This is a genomic window from Paenirhodobacter populi, assembly GCF_004022215.1.
In the GTDB taxonomy this organism is placed as follows: Bacteria; Pseudomonadota; Alphaproteobacteria; order Rhodobacterales; family Rhodobacteraceae; genus Rhodobacter; species Rhodobacter populi.
The window spans coordinates 17,572-38,946 of sequence record NZ_SAUZ01000026.1 but is presented as its reverse complement, the minus strand read 5'-3'; the positions used below and the strand labels follow the sequence as shown (position 1 = coordinate 38,946).

Below are 21,375 nucleotides of genomic sequence, written 5' to 3'. Positions count from 1 at the left end.
GCAATCGCGCCACAAAATAAACCAACTGTTAACAATGCCGTGCCACAACGAAAAGGCGAGCGGGACCGGGAAGGAGAATGCAGGTTGTTTTCTTGCCAAACCCCCTACACCCCACCCACCACGGAGGAAGATGAACTGTCCTTCCTGCGTCTCGTTCGCTCCCGCCGGGTCGGGCCGACAACCTTTCACCGGCTGATGGCGGAACATGGCTCCGCCCCAGCGGCCCTTGCCGCCTTGCCCGAGGTGGCGCGGGCCTCGGGGATGGAGCGCTACGAATCCTGTCCCGCCGCCGTCGCGCTAAAGGAGCTTGTGGCCGGCAGGCGGCTTGGCGCGCGGCCCTTGCTGTATGGCCGCAAGGACTATCCGCCGGGGCTTCTGGGCCTTGCCGATGCGCCGCCCTTCCTGTGGTCGATCGGGGATCCGGCGCTGGCCGCGCGGCCGTCGGTCGCGCTCATCGGGGCGCGGAACGCCTCCTCGCTCGGGCTGCGCATGGCGCGCAGGCTGGCGGGGGAGCTGTCCGAGGCGGGCTTCCTGATCGTGTCGGGTCTTGCCCGCGGCATCGACGCCGCCGCGCATGAGGCGGCGCTGCCGCTCGGCACGGCGGGGGTGCAGGCGGGGGGGATAGATGTCGTCTATCCGGCGGAAAACGCGGCGCTTTACCGGAACATGGCGGAAAAGGGACTCCGGCTCGCGGAATTGCCGCCGGGGGCGGAGCCGGTCGCCCGGCATTTTCCGCAGCGAAACCGGATCATCGCCGGGATGGCGCAGGCCACGCTGGTGATCGAGGCGGCCGCGCGTTCGGGCAGCCTGCTGACGGCGCGGATGGCGCTGGACTACGGGCGCGAGGTGATGGCCGTGCCGGGGCATCCGCTCGACGGACGGGCGACGGGCTGCAACATGCTGATCCGCGATGGCGCCGTGCTGATCCGCGACGCGGCGGATGTCATCGCACTGATCGGCGCGCCGGGGCCCGCGGCCGCGCCTGCCCCCGCCGCGCCGTCCCCTTCCCCGCCGCCGGAGCCCGCCGCGCAGGATATCGCGGCGCGCATCCTCGCCGCGCTTGGACCGAGCCCGACACCCGAGGATCTGGTGCTGCGCGACCTGTCGATCGACGCCGCGACCTTCACCCGGCATGTCTTCCTGCTGGAACTCGACGGCCGGGTGCGGCGCCTGCCCGGGGCCCTGCTGAGCCGCACCTGAACCCATCGCGGTGTTTCGCGCCGCATTGACATTCCCGCCGTGACACCCACATCTTGCCCGCCCAGTAACGCACCGCGTATGAATATGAGGAAGTCATGGCCGTCGTCGTCGTCGAATCTCCCGCCAAGGCCAAGACAATCAACAAATATCTGGGTCCCAGCTATACGGTTCTGGCGTCTTTCGGGCATGTCCGCGACCTGCCGCCCAAGGACGGCTCGGTCGATACCGACCATGATTTCGCGATGAAATGGGAAGTTTCTCCCGATTCGAAAAAACACATCAAGGCGATCACCGATGCGCTGGCGGGCGATGACGAACTGATCCTCGCCACCGACCCCGACCGCGAGGGGGAGGCGATTTCCTGGCACCTCGAACAGGCGCTGGCGTCGAAGCTGAAATCGAAGAAGGTCTCCCGCGTGACCTTCAACGCGATCACCAAATCGGCAATCACCGAGGCGATGAAATCCCCCCGTCAGATCGATCAGGCGCTGGTCGAGGCCTATCTGGCGCGCCGCGCGCTGGACTACCTCGTGGGGTTCAACCTCTCGCCGGTGCTGTGGCGCAAGCTGCCGGGCGCGCGGTCCGCGGGCCGGGTGCAATCGGTCTGCCTGCGCCTGATCGTCGAGCGGGAGATGGAGATCGAGGCCTTCCGAGCCCGCGAATACTGGACGGTGACGGCGGTTCTGGAAACGCCGCGCGGGCAGGAATTCACCGCGCGGCTGACGGTTCTGGGGGGCAAGAAGCTCGACAAGTTCGACCTTGCCACGGAAACCGATGCGGAACTGGCGGTGCAGGCCATCACTTCCCGCGATCTGACGGTGAAATCGGTCGAGGCGAAGCCCGCGACCCGCAATCCCTACCCGCCCTTCATGACCTCGACCCTGCAGCAGGAGGCGTCGCGCAAATACGGCATGGGCGCCAAGGCGACGATGCAGGCGGCGCAGCGGCTGTATGAGGCGGGCTACATCACCTATATGCGGACCGACGGCATCGACATGGCGCCCGAGGCGGTCATGGCCGCGCGCGACGAAATCAAGCGCCGCTTCGGGGACCGCTACGTGCCGTCGAGCCCCCGCATGTACAAGAACAAGGCCAAGAACGCGCAGGAAGCGCACGAATGTATCCGCCCGACGGATATGAGCGCCGATCCGGCGAAGCTGAAGCTCGCCGACGATCAGGCCAAGCTCTACGACCTGATCTGGAAACGCACTCTGGCCAGCCAGATGGCCGCCGCGCAGATGGAACGCACGACCGTCGATGTCGCCTCGGCCGATGGTCAGGTCGAGCTGCGCGCCACCGGGCAGGTGCTGACCTTCGACGGCTTCCTCAAGATCTACGATCAGGGCCGCGACGACGAGGATGACGATGACAGCGCCCGTCTGCCGCAGATCATGCAGGGCGAACCGGCGAAGAAGAACCAGATCACGCCCGAGCAGCACTTCACCCAGCCCCCGCCCCGCTACACCGAGGCGACGCTGGTCAAGCGGATGGAGGAACTGGGCATCGGGCGGCCGTCCACCTATGCCTCGATCCTGACAACGATCGTCGACCGCGGCTATGTCCGCAAGGACAAGAACCGGCTGATCCCCGAGGATACCGGGCGGCTGGTGACGGTCTTCCTGACCAATTATTTCCGCCGCTATGTCGAATACGACTTCACCGCGGATATGGAGGAACAGCTCGACGATATCTCGGCGGGCGACCGCGATTACAAGGACGTGCTGGCCCGGTTCTGGCGCGACTTTTCCGCCGCGATCGGCGAGACGTCGGAATTGCGGATCACCGAGGTGCTCGACAAGATCGACGAGGTGTTGTCGCCTCATCTTTACCCGCCGCGCCCGGACGGGTCCGATCCGCGCATCTGCCCGGTCTGCCATCAGGGCCGCCTGCATCTGAAGACGGCGCGCTCCGGCGGGGCCTTCGTAGGGTGCGGCAACTATCCCGAATGCCGCTACACGCGCCCGATTTCGGCCCCGGACGGCGAGGGGACGGCGGCGCTCGACGGCAAGGTTCTGGGCGTGGACGAAGGGCTGGACATCACGCTCCGCGTCGGCCGCTTCGGCCCCTATGTGCAGAAGGGCGAGGCGACGGCGGAACAGCCGAAGCCGCCGCGCGCCTCCTTGCCCAAGGGCTGGGCGCCCGAAGCGATGGATCTGGAAAAGGCGCTGGCGCTGTTGTCGCTGCCGCGCGAGATCGGCCTGCACCCCGAGGATGGCGTGGCGGTCGAGGCCGGGATCGGCCGCTTTGGCCCCTATGTGAAGCACGGCTCAACCTATGCGAATCTGCCCGATGTCGAGGAGGTCTTCACCGTCGGCATGAACCGCGCGATCGAGGTTCTGGCGCAGAAGGCGGCGCGCGGACCGGGGCGTGGTGCTGCGGCGAAGCCAATCAAGGAGCTGGGCGAACATCCGGACGGCGGCCCGATTCAGGTCATGCCCGGCCGCTACGGGCCTTATGTGAAATGGGGCAAGGTCAACGCGACCCTGCCGAAGGATGTCGAACCCGAGGATGTCACGCTGGAAATCGCCCTGCCGCTGATCGAGGCGAAGGCCTCGAAGGGCGGCAAGAAGAAGGCCCCGGCCGCGAAGAAACCGGCGGCGAAGAAGGCGGCGGCACCCGCGAAAAATAAGGCGGCGGCGAAGAAGCCCGCAAAGAAACCCGCCACGAAAAGGGCTGCGCCCAAGACGGATGCGGCGGAATGATCCGCCGCGCCTGACGTAACGTTCACCGCCCCCGCATTTTGCGGAACACCATCGCATGCAATTGACAGTTCCCTCGGTTTTACCCAAATTCGGGCAGCAACCGGGAGGGTTCAATGACGAAAATCTATGGCTCGGCGAGCGAGGCCCTGGAGGGGCTCCTGTTCGACGGCATGACGATCTCGGCGGGCGGTTTCGGCCTGTGCGGGATCCCCGAACTGCTGATCGACGGTCTGGTCGAAAGCGGCGTGAAGGATCTGACCATCGCGTCCAACAACGCCGGTGTGGACGGCTTCGGGCTGGGCAAGCTGCTCAACACCCGGCAGGTGAAGAAGATGATCTCCTCCTACGTGGGCGAGAACGCCGAGTTCATGCGCCAGTATCTGGCGGGGGAACTTGAGCTTGAATTCACCCCGCAGGGCACGCTGGCCGAACGGATGCGGGCGGGCGGCGCGGGCATCCCGGGCTTTTACACGAAAACCGGCGTCGGCACCGTGGTCGCCGAGGGCAAGGAGCTGAAGGATTTCGACGGCGAGACCTATTTGCTCGAACGCGGGATCTTTGCCGACCTTGCAATCGTCAAGGCGTGGAAGGCGGACGAGACCGGCAATGCGATCTTCCGCAAGACGGCGCGCAACTTCAACCCGCCCGCCGCGCAAAGCGGCCGCGTCTGCGTCATGGAGGTCGAGGAGATCGTTCCTGTCGGATCGCTGGACCCCGACCACATCCATCTGCCCGGTATCTATGTGCATCGGCTGATCCAGGGTCCGCATGAAAAGCGGATCGAACAGCGCACCGTGCGGCCGCGCGCCGCGACGGCCGGGAAAGGGGAGGAACTCTGATGCCCTGGGACAGGAACCAGATGGCGGCCCGCGCCGCGCAGGAGCTGGAAAACGGCACCTATGTGAACCTCGGCATCGGTATTCCGACCTTGGTGCCGAACTTCATCCCCGAGGGGGTGACGGTCACACTGCAATCGGAAAACGGCATGCTGGGCATGGGTCCCTTCCCCTATGAGGGCGAGGAAGACCCGGACCTGATCAACGCCGGCAAGCAGACCATCACCGAGGTGCCGAACACCGCCTATTTCGACAGCGCGACCTCCTTCGGGATGATTCGCGGCGGCAAGATCGCGATGGCGATCCTTGGCGCGATGGAAGTGGCCGAAAACGGCGATCTGGCGAACTGGATGATTCCCGGCAAGCTGGTGAAGGGCATGGGCGGGGCGATGGACCTTGTCGCCGGGGTGAAGCGGGTCGTGGTCGTGATGGATCACACCAACAAGCACGGCGAGTCCAAGGTGCTGAAGGCCTGCACCCTGCCGCTGACCGGCAAGGGCGTGGTGGACCGGATCATCACCAACCTCGGCGTGCTGGACGTGGTGCCCGGCGGGCTGAAGATCGTCGAGATCGCCGATGGCGTGACCGAGGCTGACCTGCGCGCCGCGACCGAGGCCGCGATCATCGACTGAACGGACGGGCCGGGGCATCCCGGCCCTGTTCACAACGCATCGGCGACGAAGACGCAGGCGTCGGACACCAGCTCCGGCGGCGTCGCGCACAGCCCCCGCGCCACCTGCCACGCGGCCAGAACCTTGGGCACGTAATCGCGGGTTTCGGCATAGGGCGGCACGCCGCCATTCCGCCGTACGGCATTTTCGCCCGCGTTGTAGGCGGCGATCACCATCAGCGGATCGCCGTCGAATTCGCGCATCAGCCAGTCCAGATAGGCGACTCCGCCCCGGATGTTCTTCGCGGGATCGGTGCTGTCGTCCACGGAGAATCGCGTCGCCGTCGCGGGGATGAGCTGCATCAGCCCGACCGCACCGGCCCGCGACACGGCATCCGCCCGCCCCGCCGATTCGGTCGAGATCACCGCCAGCACCAGCGCCGGCGACACCCGCGTCCCGATCGAGGCGCTCAGGATATCCCGCCCGTGCCGACGCGCGATTTCCTGCAGATGCGAGAGGCGTGGGGCGCGCGCCTGCGGACTGCCGGCAAGCGCCTCGACCGCCCGCTCGAATCGTCCGTCCCGTTCGGCAAGCGCCGGCGACACCAGTTGCCAGAACCAGGCGTAGGAGGCCGAGGGCGCCGCGCCCGGCACCGCCGACGCCGGCCCGCGGATGACGCCGCCGTGGATCACGCCCCCCCGGATCACCCCCGTTGGCGCCCGAAGGGCATCGGCGGCGGCCAGACCGCGGCGCTGTTCCTCGGGGTCGATCTGGATCGTCAGCCGTTTCGCCCCGGCCGCCGGCGGCGCGACGCGCTTGGGGGACAGGTTCAGGACGACGGGCTGCGGCGCGATCTCCTCGGTGGCGTCCATGATCTCCGCCCGCGCGCCCGGGCAAAGCCCAAGCGTCAGCGCACCGGAAACCAGACATCCCAACCAGACCGAGCCCCGCATCCATCCCTTCCGCTTCACCGAAATGCTCCGGAGCTTATGCCGCCCGCGCACCGGATTTCCAGTGCCGCCGCGTCATTCCCCCGGAGGATTTCGGTAAATGACGATTCGGGCGGCAATAGGGCATGCGGCCGGGCGAAAACCGTCGCGGTCCACAGGTTTACATATCGTGAAAATGCCCAAGGCACGCCCGAATCCTGCCACCTTCCGCAGGCCATATGCCCCCATCCCGTGATGGCAAGGCAGTTCGCCTGCGACGCGGAGGAAACCAAACTCAGGAGATAATCATGAAGTTTTTCAGAATCGCCAACCGGCTCCGCAACCTCCGCCGCGCAGAAGACGGCGCCGTCACCGTCGACTGGGTCGTGCTGACCGCCGCCGTCGTCGGCCTCGGCGCCGCCGCACTGATCCTGATCCGTGGGCAAACGATGAAGGCTTCCGAAACCATCGGTGGCTATCTCGAGAAGGTCAAAGTGGACGAATCCACGACCACGACCGACTGATCTCATCACGACTCACGAATACCGCAGGGCCGCACTTCGGTGCGGCCTTTACTTTTATCTCGCCGAACACAACCCGGATCATGTCCCGTTCGCGCCCCATTTCCGCCACCAATTCGTGTCACCTCCAATCTCGAAGAAGAGTTCCCTCGCTCCGGCCAACTGGAGAAACGCATGCCCCAAAGACACAGATTTTCACTGCGCCTCGCCGGAGTCCGATCCGAAGAGGGCGCAATTACCGTCGACTGGGTGGTGCTGACTGCCCTTCTCGTCTCACTCGGTTTCGTTACCGGCACGATGATCTGGGGCAAAACCGAAACCGTCGCTGATCGCGTCGGCCAGTATGTCGGGTCGCGGACCGTCAACGACCAGCCCTGATCCCCTTCACGGAGCCCCGGATGCGTCTGATCATCGTTGTTAGCCTTCTCCTCGGCATCGCCCTTGCCGCAGGTGCCGTCCATATGGCGCAAAGCCAGATCGGCCAATACGAGGCCGAACGCGACAGGCTGCTGGTCGAACAGGCCAGGCTGCCGCCGATGACCACCGTCGTCATCGTCAAGCGCGCGCTGAAATATGGCGAACGCTTCACCGCCGCCGATCTGGACACGATCCGCATTCAGGCGGATCGCCTGCCGGACGGCACCTTCCGCAGGATCACCGCCAAGGCCGACAGCGAAACCGCCGGGCAGGCCGTCTTCCCCGAAGGCGAAACCCGCCCCCGCGCCGCGCGCCGGTCCTTTGAGGCGAACGAGGTGCTTCTGTCGGGCAAGGTCACCTCTCCGGGCATGGATGCCGGGATCATGGCCGCGCTCCAGCCGAACATGCGCGCCTTCACCATTCAGGTCGACCGGGTATCGGGCGTGTCGGGATTCCTGCGGCCGGGCGACCGGGTGGATGTCTACTGGTCCGGCACGGTCCGCGACCAACCGGTCACCCGGCTCATCGACAGTCTGCGGCTAATCGCCGTGGACCAGAGCGCCGACGCCGATCGCAGCGCCGAAACCGTCAACGCCCGGACGGTCACGGCCGAGGTCACGCCCGAGCAGGTCGCGGCGCTGACGCTGGCACAGTCGACGGGCAAGCTGACGCTGTCGCTGGTCGGCCAGAACGACACGGCCGAACCGGGGGAGGTCGAAATCGACCGGAACCAGTTCCTTGGCCTGCAAGCCGCCCGCCCGGCCGCCGCGGGGCCGCAGACCTGCACGATCAGGACCAGAAAGGGCACCGAATTGCAGGAAACCACCATCCCCTGCCCGCCGCAACCGTGACGATACCCATGCGCCGCTGCACCGAAAAACGTCGCGGGCCCCTCGCCTGTTCACGAATTGGGAAGGGAATTGCCCCAGTCTCTGCCGGAACGGGACGAGATTCCCTCCGCCGACGGAAACCAGAGAGGCTGGTTCACATGAGCAGGATCAGAAGCTGGATCACGCTGGGGGTTGCCCTGCTGCTGACCGGCATTTCCGCCGCACAGGCGGACACGCTGCGGGTGATGTCCGGATCCTCGGGCACCCCGCTGGCCGTGCCGATGAACCGCGCCGTGGTCGTCGAAAGCGATGCGGTCTTCACCGAAGTGTCGATCGCCAATCCCGGCATCGCCGACATCACCACGCTGACCGAGCGGACGATCTACGTGCTGGGCAAGCTGCCGGGCCGCACGACGATGACCATCCTTGGGGAGGATGGCAGGCTGATCTCCAACGTCGAGGTGCAGGTGACGCCCGACATCGCCGAGTTCAAGGAACGCCTGCGCCAGATCCTGCCCGGCGAAACGATCGAAGTGCGGACGGCCAATGACGGAATCGTGCTGTCGGGCACCATTTCCTCGGCGGCGAAGCTCGACCGCGCACTGGATCTGGCGCGGCGCTACGCCGGGGAAAGGGTCTCGAACCTGATGTCCGTCGGCGGCACGCAGCAGGTGATGCTGAAGATCCGCTTCGCTGAGATGCAGCGGTCGGTGTCGAAAAGCCTGTCTTCCTCTTTCGGCTTCGGTACGGCGGGGGGCAACTGGCGCAGCGCCGGGGCGACCGGCAACATCAACCAGATCAACAACTGGTCGAACGGCAATACGGTGACCACAGCGGCGACCGGGGCCATGGGAATCGGCTTCACCGCCGGCAATCTGCAGCTCAACGTCCTGCTGGAGGCGCTGGAATCAAAAGGGGTGGTGCGGACCCTGGCCGAGCCGAACCTGACCGCGCTGTCGGGACAGCAGGCGAAATTCCTTGCCGGCGGCGAATATCCGATCCCCGTCTACAACGGCGAAGACAGCGGCGTGACGGTGCAATACAAGCCCTTCGGTGTGGAAATGGCCTTCACGCCGCGGGTGGTCGACGGCAACCTGATAAACCTCGAAATCGCCGCATCGGTTTCGGCCATCGACACGACAGTGACGATGACGAATGGCGGCTTCACGGTCAATGCGTTCAAGCGGCGCGACACCTCCACCACGGTGGAGATGCGCGACGGCGAAAGCTTCGCCATCGCGGGTCTGCTTCAGGACGATTTCAACGATCTCAACAGTCAGGTGCCGTGGCTTGGCGATATCCCGGTTCTGGGCGCGCTGTTCCGGTCCAGTTCCTACGAACGGAGACAGTCCGAACTCGTCATCATCGTCACCCCCCATCTTGTTTCCCCGACGCGGGGCGAGGCGCTGGCCCTGCCGACGGATCGGGTGCGTCTGCCCTCGGAAACCGAGCTGTTCCTGTATGGCAAAACCACGGGCAAGACGCTGAAGGGGCCCGCGGCGGAAGTGGCGAAGCAGGGCTTCAGCGGCTCTTACGGCTATGTGATGGAGTAAGCCATGACCCTCACGAAGACATCCCGGTGGCTTGCATTGGCCCTGTTGCTGTCCGGTTGCGGCACGGGTGAGGTCGGCAGCGACCCCGAAATCAGCAGCTTCGGCACGTCGATCACCGAAAATACCCAACTGATGACCGGGGAACGGGACTTCGCCATCAACCTGACGCAGAAATTCGCCTCGGAGGCGCCGAATACCGTCCATTTCGCCTTCAATTCCTCGGCACTCGACGGGCTGGCGCAGCAGGCGCTGCTGCGACAGGCAGCCTGGATCCGGAACTATCCGCAGGTGCGCTTCCGGGTCTACGGCCATACCGATCTGGTGGGATCGGCCGCCTACAACAAGGCTTTGGGGATGCGCCGGGCACAAGCGGTCGTTGCGTTTCTGACCGCCCAAGGTGTGTCGCGGGCGCAGATTGACGCCGTGGTGTCCGAAGGCAAGACCCAGCCTCTGGTTTTTACCCAGGCGCCGAACGCACAGAACCGCCGCACGGTGACGGAGGTGATCGGCGTGCTGCGTCGCGCGCCTGCGCAACTCGACGGGAAATATGCGCAACGGGTGTATCAGGGCTATCTCGACAGCGCCGCGCCCGAGCCGATGAACACCGTCGCGAATCAATCGTCGGCGGGCATCGCCATATCGCCGGGGAACTGATGCGTCGCGCGAAGATCACGCCTCCCAGAACCGCGAGTTCGCAGCCTTCAGGCAGGCATCGGCGCCCGCTCTTGGTCGGGGTCCGGCAGGAAAGGATACGAGCATGACCGCCGAAACGGGCCGCATTCTGGCCTGCACGGTTTCGCATGACCTGATGGACTTTGCCCTGCTCGTCGAGGATATGGAAACCGAACTGGGCGAAAACTGGGGGCATCTGCGGGTCGCGGACGCCCTCGCCTATCTGCGTCAGCCCGAAGCGGAAACACTCGAATTCATCGCGCTGACCCTCGATGCCACGGATGAGGACGAAGACCGTCTGGCCGATACGACGGGGATCATCTCGGTCGCAAAGGCACGCGGCGTACATGTCCTGCTGATCGCCGAGGATGTGCGCCCCGCCATCCTGCATCGGCTGCTCCGCGCCGGCGCCGATGATTTCCTCCCCTATCCGCCGCCGGAGAACGCCCTGCACGATGCCATCGCCCGGCTGCGTGCCCCCCGGCCCGAAGCCCCGCTCGCGCCGCCGCTTCTGGCCGATCTGGCCGCCCCGGGGGACACCATTCCCCATGCGCCACAGCCACGTTTCGGCACGGCACCGCAACGCGATGCCGCGATCCTCGCGGTGCAGGGGCTTGCGGGCGGCGTCGGTGCCACCACGCTTGCCGTCAACCTCGCATGGGAACTGGCCAATCCGGCGACCTCGCGCAAGGACATGCTGCAACAGCCGCCCCGGGTCTGCCTGCTCGATCTGGACCTGCAATTCGGCGCGGTCTCGACCTATCTCGACCTGCCCCGCCGCGAAGCGGTGTTCGAACTTCTGTCCGATACGGCGAACATGGATGCCGAAAGTTTCGGCGCCGCCCTGCAGATCTGCAATGAACGCCTGCATGTCCTGACCTCGCCGCCCGATCTGCTGCCGCTGGATTTCATCACCTCGGAGGATGTCGGCCGGCTGATCGACATGGCGCGGTCGCGGTTCGATTTCGTGCTGATCGACATGCCCAAAGCCGTCCCTGGCTGGAGCGAGGCGGTCCTGAACCGCGCGCATATCCATTTCGCGGTGCTGGAACTCGAACTGCGCAGTGCGCAGAATACCCAGACGCTCCTGCGCGCGTTGCGGGCGGAAAACCTGCCGGTGGAACGGTTCCGCTTTGTGCTCAACCGGGCGCCGGGCCTGACCGAGTTGACTGGCCGGTCGCGGGTGAAGCGGCTGGCCGAAAGTCTGGGGATCTCGATCGACATCCTGCTGCCCGATGGCGGCCATCCGGTCACCGTCTCCAATGATCAGGCGTTGCCGCTGGCGCGGACCATGCCGCGCGCAGCGCTGCGCCGGGAAATCCGCAAGCTGGCGGCCTCGCTCGTCGATCAGGAACGCGCGCGCGTCCCGCTTCAGCAGTGAGGAACGGCCATGTTTTCACGCTACCGCAAGACCGGCCCGCAACCGCCAGCGCCCACGCTTCCCCTGCCCGCCACGCCGAAGATGGAGCCTGCGCAGAACGACAAGGATCGCAAGCGGCGGGAACGCCTTGGGGATCTGAAGCTGCAACTGCACAGGCGGCTGCTGGAAAACCTCAACCTCGCGGCGCTCGAACATGCGGCCGAAGCCGATCTGAAGGCGGAAATCACCTCGATCTCGAACGAGGCGATGGCAGAAATGGCGGTCGCGCTGAACGGGGCGGAGCGGCAATCCCTGGTGCAGGAACTTTACGACGAGGTGATGGGGCTCGGCCCGCTCGAACCGCTGCTGAAGGATGAAACGATTTCCGACATCCTCGTGAACGGCCCGCATCAGGTCTTCATCGAACGCAACGGCAAGCTGAGCCTGAGCGAGACGACCTTCAAGGACGACAAGCACCTGCTGCGAATCATCGACAAGATCGTCTCGGCGGTCGGGCGCCGGGTGGACGAGGCCACCCCCTATGTGGACGCCCGGCTCGCGGACGGGTCGCGGTTCAACGCCATGGTGCCGCCCGTTGCGGTGGACGGGGCGCTCGTTTCGATCCGCAAGTTCAAGAAGGACAAGCTGAACATCACCGACCTGATCCGGTTCGGCGCCTTTTCCGAGGACATGGGCGCCTATCTGCAGGCCGCCGTCGCCACCCGCCTCAACGTGATCGTTTCGGGCGGCACGGGATCGGGAAAAACCACGACGCTGAATGCCCTTTCATCCTTTATCGACGATTCCGAGCGCATCCTGACCATCGAGGATACGGCGGAACTGCAATTGCAGCAGACCCATGTGGGCCGGATGGAAAGCCGCCCCGCCAATGTCGAGGGGCGCGGTGCGGTGACCCAGCGGGACTGTCTGCGCAACGCGCTGCGGATGCGGCCCGACCGGATCATCGTCGGCGAAACCCGCGGCGAGGAGGTGATCGACATGTTGCAGGCGATGAACACCGGCCACGACGGCTCGATGACGACGATCCACGCCAATTCGGCGCGCGACGGGATCTCGCGCCTTGAAAACATGGTGGCGATGGCGGGGATCGAAATGCCGCTCAAGGCGATGAGGCAACAGATCGCCTCGGCGGTCAACCTGATCGTGCAGGTCAGCCGGTTGCAGGACGGCTCGCGGCGGATGGTTTCGATCACCGAGATCACCGGGATGGAGGGCGAAGTGATCTCGATGCAGGAACTGTTCCGCTATGAACGGCTCGGCATCGGCCCGGACGGCAAGATCATCGGGCGTTTCACCGGAACGGGGGTGCGGTCGCATTACGCCGACAGGTTCCGGCAATGGGGCTACGATCTGCCCTCGGCCATCTACGAACCGGCGGGGGGCTGACCTGATGGCCTCGCTTGCGCCTCTCATCTATCCGGCGATATTCGCGGCGGTGCTGCTGCTGCTGAACGTGCTTTATCTGCTGGTTTTCGGCCGGTCGATCTCGCTCGACCGCAAGATGAACCGGCGGCTGGAGCTGCTGTCGCGCGGCGGCCGGCGGGAAGAGGTGCTGGAACAGCTTCGCAAGGAAACGACCCGACATCGCAGCGCAAGCGGTATCCCGCTCTATGCGCTGCTGGCTGACAAGGCGCAGAAGGCCAATATCGCCTATTCCCCCAAGGCGCTGATCGCGGTGATGGGACTGGCCTGCCTGTTCGCCTTTGCCGGGCTGACCTTCGGCACAAGGACGGGGCTTCTGCTGCGGATCGTGCTGGCGCTCGGCATGGGGGTGGGCGGCGTCTGGTTCTGGATCTCGCGCCGCGCCGCCAAGCGCATCGCACTGGCCGAGGAACAGCTTCCCGATGCGGTCGAACTGATCGTGCGCGCGCTGCGCGTGGGCCATCCCTTTGTTTCCGCGATACAAAGCGTGGCGCGGGAAATGTCGGACCCGCTGGGATCGGAATTCGGCATCGTCGCGGATGAGGCCTCCTATGGCCGCAATATCTCCGAAAGCCTGCGGGATCTGGCGGACCGGCTGGACATGCAGGACCTGCGCTTTCTCGCCGTCGCCGTGTCGATCCAGCAAAGTTCCGGCGGCAATCTGGCCGAGGTTCTGGAAGGCCTGTCCAAGGTGATCCGCGCCCGCTTCCGCCTGCTGCGCCGCGTGTCCGCCATCACTGCCGAGCCGCGCTGGTCCGGTATCTTTCTTTCCGCCTTCCCGCTGGTGGTGCTGCTGATCATCCAGATCGTCGCACCGGATTTCTATGACGGGGTCAAGGGCACCCCGGCCTTCATGCCGACGGCTCTGGTCGTCTTTGTGCTTCTGGGGGCGAATGTCCTGTTCATGAAGATCATGACGACGATCAAGGTCTGATACGCATGCCGATCCTGTCTCCCATGGCGTTGATCTTCGTTCTGGCCTCGGCGGGGGTCGCCTTGGCCGGGATGGCCCTGTTTCTGCTTTTGCGTCCGAAACGCGATCCTCTGGACCGACTCAAACCGCGCAAGACCGCCGCGCAGCCCGAGCGGAAAAAGACCCTGCGCCAGCAGGCCGGGTCCGACCGGCTGGACCGCTATGCCGGATTTCTGGAACCGAAGAACAAGGAGGAAATGTCGAAAACCCGCGAATGGCTGCATCGCGCCGGTTATCGCAGCCCGAGTGCCGTGCGCAATTTCCACGCCACGCAATTCATCGGCGGGATCGGCTGCCTGCTGCTGGGGCTCGGCTTCATCGCCCTGCGCAACGCCTCCGACGACGCGCCCCCGTCCGAAATCGTGACGATTCTCGCCGTGCTTCTGCCGGGCCTGCTGGGCTATTACGCCCCGCGCCGCTGGGTCGATGGCCGCGTCGCCGCGCGCACGCAGGAAATTCAGGACAGCTTCCCCGACGCGCTCGACATGCTTCTGGTCTGCGTCGAGGCAGGGCAGTCGCTGGATCAGGGGATCCTGCGCGTCTCGCGCGAGATGCGCGACTCCGGGCCGGTTCTGGCCGAGGAACTCGATACCGTCGCCAATGAAATCAAGGCCGGTCTCGACAAGGCGGTGGTCCTGCGCGCCTTCGGCAGCCGCACCGGCGTCCCCGATGTGATGTCCTTCGTCACCGTGATGATCCAGAGCCAGCAATTCGGCACCTCGATCGCCGAGGCGCTGCGCCTCTATTCCGCCGACATGCGCGACAAGCGGGTGATGCGCGCCGAGGAAGCCGCGAACAAGATCCCGACCAAGATGACGCTCGGCACCATGCTGTTCACCGTGCCGCCGTTGCTGATCATTCTCATCGGTCCCTCGGTCCACGGCATGATGGAAAGCTTCGCGCAGATGGGCGGGCCATGATGCTGCGCCTGATTGTCCTGACCGCGCTGCTTGCGGCCTGTTCGCCGGTGCTCGCGCCGGATCGTTCCAACGCCTTCGCCCCCGGATCGTCGCGCGGGGACGGGGTCGACGGGCTGGTCGTCGGTCACCGGCTGATGGCCTCGGGCGAATACGACCTGGCCCTGCGCGCCTTCTACCGGGGCGCGGCGGAACATGGTGCGACCGCCGATGTGCTCTCGGCGATCGGTTCGGCCAATCTGAAACTTGGCCGCCTGAATCAGGCCGAGCATGTCCTGCGCCGCGCGGTCGAGGCGGATCAGACCTCGGTCCCGGCGTGGAACAACCTCGGCGTCGTGTTGTTCGAACGCGGCAAGACGGGCGAGGCGGCGCGGGTTTTCGAAACCGCCTATGCGCTCGACAACGGCCGATCCGACCTGATCCGCGACAACCTCAAACTCGCCCGCGCGCGCATGGCGCAGCCCGAGTCCTCTGGCGACGGGGGCCAGCCGTTCCGCCTGATCCGGCGCGGTGCGGGCGATTACCTGCTGCTCACGCAATCCTGAAGGAGGCCGTATGACGCGCAACCTGCTCATGTTTCTGCCATTTCTCATCGCCGCCTGCGCGGAGACCAGCGCCGACCGGGCGGTGAAGTCGATGAACGCCGTCGATCAGGCGACCATGTCGGAAATCATGCTGACGGTCGGCGAACCGCAGGAGGCGGTGAATTACTTCGCCCGCACCAGCGCCGAACACCCGGACCGGATCGATCTGCAACGGGGCCTTGCGAAATCGCTGGTCCGCAACGGACAGGCGAGCGAGGGGCTGAAGGTCTGGGACAAGGTCACCGCCTCGCCCGATGCCTCGAACGATGACCGCGTTGCGCGCGCCGAAGCGCAGATGCGCACCGGCGACTGGAAGGGCGCGCGCGCCACGCTGAACACGATCCCCCCGACCTTCGAAAGCTATGATCGTTACCGGATCGAGGCGATGGTGGCCGACAGCGAAAAGAACTGGAAAAAGGCGGATTCCTTTTACGATACGGCGGCGGGCCTGACCACGCGCCCTGCGGGCATCCTGAACAACTGGGGCTTTTCCAAGCTCAGCCGGGGCGATGCGCAGGGCGCGGAAAAGCTGTTCGCCGAAGCGATCACCTATGATCCCACCGCCTTTACCAGCAAGAACAATCTGGTCCTCGCCCGCGCCGCACAGCGCAAATACGACATGCCGGTGATCGAGATGACGCAGACCGAACGGGCGCAACTGCTCTATACCGCCGGACTTTCGGCGATCAAGCAGGGCGATACGGCGACGGGGCAAAGCCTGCTGCAGGATGCCGTCGACACCTCGCCCACCTATTTTGAAGAAGCGGCCCGCGCGCTCGCCGCCCTTGGCGAGGCGCGGCAGGGGTGATGATGGCACCGCTTCCTTCCGCCGGACAGGCGCTGGTGTTCCTGATCGCCGTCACGCCGATCTGCGCCTGGGTCATCTTCACCGATCTGAAATACATGAAGATCCGCAATGCCGCGGTTCTGGCATTGCTGGCGGTGTTCGCCCTGATCGGCCCCGTCGTCCTGCCGGTCGAGCTTTGGCTCTGGCGCTGGATGAATGCCGCGGTCGTGCTGGCGATCGGGGTGTTTCTCCACCTGCGGGCGGGGTTCGGCGCGGGGGACGTCAAATTCGCCGCCGCCGCGGCGCCGTTCCTCGACACATCGCTGCCCGGACTGCAACTGATCTTCCTGCTGCTGCCGGTGCTGACCGTCGCGGCACTGCTGACCCATCGGGCCGCGCGCGCCCTGCCCGCGCTGCGCGACTGCGCCCCGGATTGGGTCAGCTGGCGCCGCGCCGACTTTCCCTTTGGCATCCCCTTGGCCGCGACGCTGTGGTTTTCGCTGGCGCTTTCCGCACTCGCCGGCTGAACGATGCGGGTTTTCGATTGCCACGCCGGCGCGGAGCGTTTAGCCAATCTGCTCGTCATCATCGGAGACACGCCATGAGCATCGACAAGGAAAGCGAAGTCACGGGCGATCTGCAGATCGGGCCGACCACCCTTGGCATGGTCCGCATCTATGTCGTGGGGGACGGGTTCGAGCTGCCCTTCGACTTTGAACCCGAAGAGGCCGAGGATATCGCCGAGGAACTTCTTGCCGCCGCCGAAGCCGCGCGCGAGATCGCCGACCGCGCGGCCGGGAAACCCGCGAAACCGCATCGCGGCGGTCAGGACAAGCATCCTAAGGGAAAAAAGTGATCGCCGGATCCGCCACCGCCGCCGGCCCCGGATCGGTCCATCCCTGAAGCCGCCAGGCGGCGGTGCGCGCGAATCCCTGCGTCACCGCCTTGCGCCGGGCGGGGGCGAGCTTCTGCTCCTCCCCCCACCGCAGGATTTCTCCGCCATGCCCATCGGCGAGGATCAGGCCGGTTTCCTCCGGCAGAAGGTCGACCGGGAAATCCGCATCGACCGCCCAGAAGAACCGATCGGCATAGTCCAGATAACCCCGCCATTTCCGGTCCGAGGTGAAATCCTGCCGGCTGGACTTGCATTCCACCACCCAGATCTCGCCCTTGCGGCCAAGTGCCATCACATCGACCCGCAGCCCCGCCCGCGGCACCAGTTCCGTCACGCAGGCGAAACCGTGATCGGTCAGGCAACGGCAGGTGCCGCGCGCGATCCACTGACCGGGGGTGAGGGACGAAGGACGGAGCATGGCGCAAACATGAACGAAAAGGGAACGACTGTCCAGCGCCTCCCCTCTTGCCGAGACCCCGCGCAGGCCCTATCTGTAGAGACGGCGGATTCTGCTCTTCTCGTGCAGGGCCCTTTTCCAGTGGCCGATAACCATTCCTGAGGGGGCTGGCTCTGTCGGGGTCCTGGCCTCGTTACCTGGCTCCCACCTGATTACATCAGGCTCTCGGGAAATTCACGCCCACACGGTCGCTGCGGTTTCCGCCACCCAAGCAAAAGGCCCTCCGGAAACGGAGGGCCTTTGTCATGATTCCCATCAATGGATCAGCGGCGATGGCGCCGATCGCGCGAAGGCTCGACCCGCAGGCGGATCGGGATCATCTCGGGCGCGGGGGCGAAGGTCAGCAGCGCATCCGCTTTCCGCAAGGCAAGCCCCGCCTGCCCCATAAGCCGACGCAGACCCGAAAGCCCGGTCGAAGCGATCTTGCGCAACGGAAAACGAATGAAACCGGTCATGGCAACTCCCCTATTCTCCGTTCAATGTAATGCGGCTTTCGGGGATTCAAACCGGGAAATGCCCGTTATCGGCAAAAAACTGCGCCGCGGGCGGGTAAAAACACCAAATGCGGTGAAAAAGATCAGAATCCATCCGGGCGCAGCGCCCGTGCCATGTGATCCAGCACGGCGTTGACGAATTTCACTTCGCGTCCCTCGGGGAAGAAGGCCCGCGCAACCTCGACGAATTCGTTGATGACCACCTTCGGCGGCGTGTCCGGGTTGACCAGTTCCGCACCGGCCGCGCGGAAGACCGCGCGCAGCACCGGGTCGATCCGGTCGATCGGCCAGTTGGCCGCCAGCGCCCGGTCCGTCGCCTGGTCGATCTTGGCCTGCCAGGTCACCGCATCGTCCAGCAGACGGCGGAACAGGTTCGCATCGCCCTCGGCCAGTTCGGTCCCCTCTTCGTCCTGCGCGAGGCCAAAGCGATGGACTTCGAATTCCCGCACGATCCGATCCACCCCCTGACCGGAGGCCTCCATCTGGAACAGCGCCTGCACGGCATACAGGCGCGCGGCGGATTTCATCCGGCGCTTTTCCTCTGCCGTGGGCTTGTGCGGCTTTTCGGGGGCGGTGGCTTCGGTCATGCTTGGCGGTTTCCTTCGGGCTCTCCGGCCAGGCGGATCGACTCACCCTGCGGGCGGAAACCGATCCCCTTCGTCCGGCCCGCCCATTTGCGCGAGAGCGCGACAAGATGCAAGGCCGCAGCCGCCGCTCCGCCACCTTTGTTCTGATCGGCCGGGTCGGCGCGCACCTCGGCCTGAGTGCGGTTTTCCACCGTCAGGATGCCGTTGCCGATGCAGATGCCCTGCAATCCCAGCAGCGTCAGCCCGCGCGAGCTGTCATTGCACACGGTATCGTAATGCGTCGTCTCGCCCCGGATCACGCAGCCAAGCGCCACGAACCCGTCGTAATCCGCCATGCGCGAGGCCATGCCGATCGCCGTCGGCACCTCCAGCGCGCCGGGCACCTCGATCACATCGGCGATGGCCCCGGCCTTTGCCGCCACGGCCTGCGCCCCGGCGATCAGGTTGTCCGCGATGTCCCGGTAATAGGGCGCCACCACGATCAGGAGCCGCACCGGCTTGTCGAACACCGGCAGCGGCAGCGTGTAATGCAGTTCGTTTCCCGCCATGATCCGTCCTCAATAAGCCTGCGAGCCTTCGATCTCGAGCCCGTAGCCCTCGATCCCGATCACCTTCGGCGTTGCCGAATTGCTCAGCAACACCAGTCGTTTCAGCCCGAGCGCCGACAGGATCTGCGCGCCCAGCCCGTATTGGCGCAGCGTCTGCGGCGAGGCCTGCCCCGGCACGATCATCTTCATCGACGTGTCGCGCAGCAGCACCACGGCCCCGCGTCCCTTGGCGGCAATCGCCTCCATCGCGCGGCCCAGATCGCCCGAGCGTTCCGGGTTCAGGCCCAGAACGTCGCTCATCGGTTCCAGAACGTGGATGCGCACCAGCACCGGCTCATCCGTGGTCAGGTCGCCCTTGGTGAGGACGATATGTTCCTCGCCCTCGGTCTGGTCGGTGAAGATCCGCATCGACCAGTCGCCGCCGTAAATCGAGGTCACCGGCTTCTGCGCCGTTTCGCGCACCAGATTGTCATAGCGGCGGCGATAGGCGATCAGATCGGAAATCGTGCCGATCTTCAGCCCGTGCTTTTGCGCGATGGCGACCAGATCGGGCAGGCGCGCCATCGTGCCGTCCTCGTTCATGATCTCGCAGATCACGCCCGCCGGGGTCAGCCCGGCAAGGCGGGCGACATCGACCGCGGCCTCGGTATGGCCGGCGCGGACCAGCACGCCGCCTTCGCGCGCGCGGAGCGGGAACACATGGCCCGGCGTCGCCAGATCGTGCCGGCTTTTCGTCGGGTCGATCGCCACCGAAATCGTCCGCGCCCGGTCATGGGCGGAAATACCGGTGGAAACGCCTTCGCGCGCCTCGATCGAGACGGTGAAATTGGTTTCGTGCCGCGAGGAATTATGCGCCGACATCAGCGGCAGACCGAGCGCGTCGACCCGATCCCCGGTCAGCGCAAGACAGATCAGCCCGCGCCCGTGCGTCGCCATGAAGTTCACCGCATTCGGCGTCGCCATCTGCGCCGGGATCACCAGATCGCCTTCGTTCTCGCGGTCCTCGTGATCGACGAGGATGAACATCTTGCCGTTGCGCGCATCCTCGATGATTTCCTCGATCGAGGAAATCGCATCGCGGAAGGTCTGCTCGACGGGGCCGGGCTTGTCGGCGGGGACGGATTTGTCGACCGGCTTCGGCATGGTCTGGTTGGTCATGGCTGCCACTCCTGCAACCGCGCGACATAGCGCGCGAGCGTATCGATTTCGAGATTGACCGCATCGCCCGGGCGGGCATCGCCCCAAGTCGTGACAGCCTTGGTATGGGGAATGATGTTGACGCCGAAGGTGCTGCCCTCGACCTCATTGACCGTCAGCGAGGTGCCGTTCAGCGCGACCGAACCCTTGGGCGCGATATAGCGCGCAAGCGCCTCTGGCGCGCGAAAGGTGAAGCGGGTGCTGTCGCCCTCGTCGTGCATGGCGATGATCTCGGCCACGCCGTCGACATGGCCGGATACGATATGGCCGCCCAGTTCATCCCCCACCTTCAGCGCGCGTTCGAGGTTCAGCCGCCGCCCGGGCGCCCAGGAATTCCGCCCGATACTGGTCTTGGATACCGTCTCGGCCGAGATTTCGGCATCGAACCAGTCCTCGCCCTTGGCGACGACGGTCAGACACACCCCCTCGCAGGCGATCGAGGCACCGATATCCACCCCCGCCATGTCGTAATGGCAGCCGATCCGCGCCCGCAGATCCCCCGCCTGCGTCAGGCTGCGGACCTCTCCGACATCGGTGACGATTCCAGTGAACATGGGCATCCCCTTCTACTGATTTATTCAGTTAGCCGCCCCGCCCCGCACGTGCAAGGCCGCCTTGCCCCCGCCGGCAGCACAGCCGCCCTGCATCGGCGCACTTTTCCCGTCATGCGGGTAAAATCATTCACGTCATGCGGGAATTTCACCCATCTCGCCGGAGACTGCACCGATTCCGTCACAATGCCCGCGCAATATGCGCGCGATCCCACTCCGGGCGTGACAACCGCCGCATTCCTGAACACAAGGAATTGCTCATTTGAATGGCGCAGATTCTTGGATCAAAAAACATTTCTGTTCCTGCAAGG

Annotated in this window: 24 protein-coding genes; 17 read left to right on the top strand and 7 right to left on the bottom strand. The window is 65.4% G+C overall.

Annotated features, from left to right (window positions below; translation table 11 throughout):
• Window positions 1–84 precede the first annotated feature (84 nt).
• The 4 genes from dprA (at window position 85) to D2T30_RS18625 (ending at window position 5,370) form a co-directional block, all read left to right on the top strand.
• Complete coding sequence (gene dprA / locus D2T30_RS18640; protein WP_241651331.1) at window positions 85–1,200, top strand: DNA-processing protein DprA; 1,116 nt, start codon at window positions 85–87, stop codon at window positions 1,198–1,200.
• Between the two features lie 95 nt (window positions 1,201–1,295).
• Window positions 1,296–3,902, top strand: a complete 2,607-nt coding sequence (gene topA / locus D2T30_RS18635; RefSeq protein ID WP_128210118.1) for a type I DNA topoisomerase — start codon at window positions 1,296–1,298, stop codon at window positions 3,900–3,902.
• 113 nt (window positions 3,903–4,015) lie between these two features.
• Window positions 4,016–4,741 (top strand): CoA transferase subunit A, encoded by a 726-nt coding sequence (locus D2T30_RS18630; protein WP_128210117.1) that lies wholly within the window; start codon window positions 4,016–4,018, stop codon window positions 4,739–4,741.
• On the top strand, window positions 4,741–5,370 hold the full coding sequence (locus D2T30_RS18625) for a 3-oxoacid CoA-transferase subunit B (RefSeq protein WP_128185372.1): 630 nt from the start codon (window positions 4,741–4,743) through the stop codon (window positions 5,368–5,370). Before D2T30_RS18630 ends, D2T30_RS18625 begins: the two co-directional genes overlap by 1 nt.
• Before the next feature lie 29 nt (window positions 5,371–5,399).
• Here the strand turns inward: D2T30_RS18625 and D2T30_RS18620 are convergent, their stop codons facing one another.
• Entirely contained in the window at window positions 5,400–6,302 is a 903-nt protein-coding gene (locus D2T30_RS18620; protein WP_128210137.1) for a lytic transglycosylase domain-containing protein, read from the bottom strand.
• Window positions 6,303–6,586: 284 nt separating this feature from the next.
• Here D2T30_RS18620 and D2T30_RS18615 point away from each other — a divergent pair, with 284 nt between their 5' ends.
• From D2T30_RS18615 to D2T30_RS18555, 13 genes are all read left to right on the top strand, one after another.
• Complete coding sequence (locus D2T30_RS18615; RefSeq protein ID WP_128210116.1) at window positions 6,587–6,802, top strand: hypothetical protein; 216 nt, start codon at window positions 6,587–6,589, stop codon at window positions 6,800–6,802.
• A 171-nt stretch (window positions 6,803–6,973) separates the two neighbouring features.
• On the top strand, window positions 6,974–7,177 hold the full coding sequence (locus D2T30_RS18610; RefSeq protein WP_128210115.1) for a hypothetical protein: 204 nt from the start codon (window positions 6,974–6,976) through the stop codon (window positions 7,175–7,177).
• Window positions 7,178–7,197: 20 nt separating this feature from the next.
• Window positions 7,198–8,067 (top strand): Flp pilus assembly protein CpaB, encoded by an 870-nt coding sequence (gene cpaB / locus D2T30_RS18605; RefSeq protein WP_128210114.1) that lies wholly within the window; start codon window positions 7,198–7,200, stop codon window positions 8,065–8,067.
• A gap of 137 nt (window positions 8,068–8,204) precedes the next feature.
• Window positions 8,205–9,599 carry a type II and III secretion system protein family protein gene (locus D2T30_RS18600; protein WP_128185366.1) on the top strand — a complete coding sequence of 465 codons (1,395 nt, stop codon included), beginning with the start codon at window positions 8,205–8,207 and terminating at the stop codon, window positions 9,597–9,599.
• Between the two features lie 3 nt (window positions 9,600–9,602).
• The gene (locus D2T30_RS18595) at window positions 9,603–10,253 is read left to right on the top strand and encodes an OmpA family protein (protein WP_128210113.1); all 651 of its coding nucleotides are present in this window, start codon (window positions 9,603–9,605) and stop codon (window positions 10,251–10,253) included.
• 103 nt (window positions 10,254–10,356) lie between these two features.
• Window positions 10,357–11,652: an AAA family ATPase gene (locus D2T30_RS18590; protein WP_128210112.1), complete on the top strand. Its 1,296-nt coding sequence runs from the start codon at window positions 10,357–10,359 to the stop codon at window positions 11,650–11,652.
• A gap of 9 nt (window positions 11,653–11,661) precedes the next feature.
• Window positions 11,662–13,038, top strand: coding sequence for a CpaF family protein (locus tag D2T30_RS18585; protein ID WP_128210111.1), 1,377 nt, complete (start codon window positions 11,662–11,664; stop codon window positions 13,036–13,038).
• A gap of 1 nt (window position 13,039) precedes the next feature.
• On the top strand, window positions 13,040–14,008 hold the full coding sequence (locus tag D2T30_RS18580; protein ID WP_128210136.1) for a type II secretion system F family protein: 969 nt from the start codon (window positions 13,040–13,042) through the stop codon (window positions 14,006–14,008).
• Window positions 14,009–14,013: 5 nt separating this feature from the next.
• Window positions 14,014–14,967, top strand: a complete 954-nt coding sequence (locus tag D2T30_RS18575; protein ID WP_128210110.1) for a type II secretion system F family protein — start codon at window positions 14,014–14,016, stop codon at window positions 14,965–14,967.
• On the top strand, window positions 14,964–15,509 hold the full coding sequence (locus tag D2T30_RS18570; protein ID WP_241648340.1) for a tetratricopeptide repeat protein: 546 nt from the start codon (window positions 14,964–14,966) through the stop codon (window positions 15,507–15,509). Before D2T30_RS18575 ends, D2T30_RS18570 begins: the two co-directional genes overlap by 4 nt.
• A 10-nt stretch (window positions 15,510–15,519) precedes the next feature.
• Window positions 15,520–16,356: a tetratricopeptide repeat protein gene (locus D2T30_RS18565; RefSeq protein ID WP_380727462.1), complete on the top strand. Its 837-nt coding sequence runs from the start codon at window positions 15,520–15,522 to the stop codon at window positions 16,354–16,356.
• 2 nt (window positions 16,357–16,358) lie between these two features.
• The gene (locus D2T30_RS18560; RefSeq protein WP_128210109.1) at window positions 16,359–16,862 is read left to right on the top strand and encodes a prepilin peptidase; all 504 of its coding nucleotides are present in this window, start codon (window positions 16,359–16,361) and stop codon (window positions 16,860–16,862) included.
• 74 nt (window positions 16,863–16,936) lie between these two features.
• Window positions 16,937–17,191, top strand: a complete 255-nt coding sequence (locus D2T30_RS18555; RefSeq protein ID WP_128185352.1) for a DUF6324 family protein — start codon at window positions 16,937–16,939, stop codon at window positions 17,189–17,191.
• Here D2T30_RS18555 and D2T30_RS18550 read toward each other — a convergent pair.
• The 6 genes from D2T30_RS18550 to D2T30_RS18525 form a co-directional block, all read right to left on the bottom strand.
• Complete coding sequence (locus D2T30_RS18550) at window positions 17,175–17,648, bottom strand: MmcB family DNA repair protein (protein ID WP_128210108.1); 474 nt, start codon at window positions 17,646–17,648, stop codon at window positions 17,175–17,177. The two genes, D2T30_RS18555 and D2T30_RS18550, sit on opposite strands and share 17 nt — an antisense overlap.
• 302 nt (window positions 17,649–17,950) lie before the next feature.
• Window positions 17,951–18,142 (bottom strand): hypothetical protein, encoded by a 192-nt coding sequence (locus D2T30_RS18545; protein ID WP_128185348.1) that lies wholly within the window; start codon window positions 18,140–18,142, stop codon window positions 17,951–17,953.
• A 122-nt stretch (window positions 18,143–18,264) separates the two neighbouring features.
• On the bottom strand, window positions 18,265–18,768 hold the full coding sequence (nusB, locus tag D2T30_RS18540; protein ID WP_128185346.1) for a transcription antitermination factor NusB: 504 nt from the start codon (window positions 18,766–18,768) through the stop codon (window positions 18,265–18,267).
• Entirely contained in the window at window positions 18,765–19,316 is a 552-nt protein-coding gene (locus tag D2T30_RS18535; protein WP_128210107.1) for a 6,7-dimethyl-8-ribityllumazine synthase, read from the bottom strand. The genes nusB and D2T30_RS18535 overlap by 4 nt, the downstream gene beginning before the upstream one ends.
• A gap of 9 nt (window positions 19,317–19,325) precedes the next feature.
• A complete protein-coding gene (gene ribB / locus D2T30_RS18530; protein WP_241560638.1) occupies window positions 19,326–20,474 on the bottom strand; it encodes a 3,4-dihydroxy-2-butanone-4-phosphate synthase in 1,149 nt (382 codons plus the stop codon).
• Entirely contained in the window at window positions 20,471–21,067 is a 597-nt protein-coding gene (locus D2T30_RS18525; RefSeq protein WP_128210106.1) for a riboflavin synthase, read from the bottom strand. Before D2T30_RS18525 ends, ribB begins: the two co-directional genes overlap by 4 nt.
• Between the last annotated feature and the right edge of the window lie 308 nt (window positions 21,068–21,375).

Coding starts and splice junctions, on each gene's coding strand:
- topA (WP_128210118.1), top strand. CDS start 1,296: ATGGCCGTCGTCGTCGTCGAATCTCCCGCCAAGGCCAAGACAATCAAC.
- D2T30_RS18630 (WP_128210117.1), top strand. CDS start 4,016: ATGACGAAAATCTATGGCTCGGCGAGCGAGGCCCTGGAGGGGCTCCTG.
- D2T30_RS18625 (WP_128185372.1), top strand. CDS start 4,741: ATGCCCTGGGACAGGAACCAGATGGCGGCCCGCGCCGCGCAGGAGCTG.
- D2T30_RS18620 (WP_128210137.1), bottom strand. CDS start 6,302: ATGCGGGGCTCGGTCTGGTTGGGATGTCTGGTTTCCGGTGCGCTGACG.
- D2T30_RS18615 (WP_128210116.1), top strand. CDS start 6,587: ATGAAGTTTTTCAGAATCGCCAACCGGCTCCGCAACCTCCGCCGCGCA.
- D2T30_RS18610 (WP_128210115.1), top strand. CDS start 6,974: ATGCCCCAAAGACACAGATTTTCACTGCGCCTCGCCGGAGTCCGATCC.
- cpaB (WP_128210114.1), top strand. CDS start 7,198: ATGCGTCTGATCATCGTTGTTAGCCTTCTCCTCGGCATCGCCCTTGCC.
- D2T30_RS18600 (WP_128185366.1), top strand. CDS start 8,205: ATGAGCAGGATCAGAAGCTGGATCACGCTGGGGGTTGCCCTGCTGCTG.
- D2T30_RS18595 (WP_128210113.1), top strand. CDS start 9,603: ATGACCCTCACGAAGACATCCCGGTGGCTTGCATTGGCCCTGTTGCTG.
- D2T30_RS18590 (WP_128210112.1), top strand. CDS start 10,357: ATGACCGCCGAAACGGGCCGCATTCTGGCCTGCACGGTTTCGCATGAC.
- D2T30_RS18585 (WP_128210111.1), top strand. CDS start 11,662: ATGTTTTCACGCTACCGCAAGACCGGCCCGCAACCGCCAGCGCCCACG.
- D2T30_RS18575 (WP_128210110.1), top strand. CDS start 14,014: ATGCCGATCCTGTCTCCCATGGCGTTGATCTTCGTTCTGGCCTCGGCG.
- D2T30_RS18570 (WP_241648340.1), top strand. CDS start 14,964: ATGATGCTGCGCCTGATTGTCCTGACCGCGCTGCTTGCGGCCTGTTCG.
- D2T30_RS18565 (WP_380727462.1), top strand. CDS start 15,520: ATGACGCGCAACCTGCTCATGTTTCTGCCATTTCTCATCGCCGCCTGC.
- D2T30_RS18560 (WP_128210109.1), top strand. CDS start 16,359: ATGGCACCGCTTCCTTCCGCCGGACAGGCGCTGGTGTTCCTGATCGCC.
- D2T30_RS18555 (WP_128185352.1), top strand. CDS start 16,937: ATGAGCATCGACAAGGAAAGCGAAGTCACGGGCGATCTGCAGATCGGG.
- D2T30_RS18550 (WP_128210108.1), bottom strand. CDS start 17,648: ATGCTCCGTCCTTCGTCCCTCACCCCCGGTCAGTGGATCGCGCGCGGC.
- D2T30_RS18545 (WP_128185348.1), bottom strand. CDS start 18,142: ATGACCGGTTTCATTCGTTTTCCGTTGCGCAAGATCGCTTCGACCGGG.
- nusB (WP_128185346.1), bottom strand. CDS start 18,768: ATGACCGAAGCCACCGCCCCCGAAAAGCCGCACAAGCCCACGGCAGAG.
- D2T30_RS18535 (WP_128210107.1), bottom strand. CDS start 19,316: ATGGCGGGAAACGAACTGCATTACACGCTGCCGCTGCCGGTGTTCGAC.
- ribB (WP_241560638.1), bottom strand. CDS start 20,474: ATGACCAACCAGACCATGCCGAAGCCGGTCGACAAATCCGTCCCCGCC.
- D2T30_RS18525 (WP_128210106.1), bottom strand. CDS start 21,067: ATGTTCACTGGAATCGTCACCGATGTCGGAGAGGTCCGCAGCCTGACG.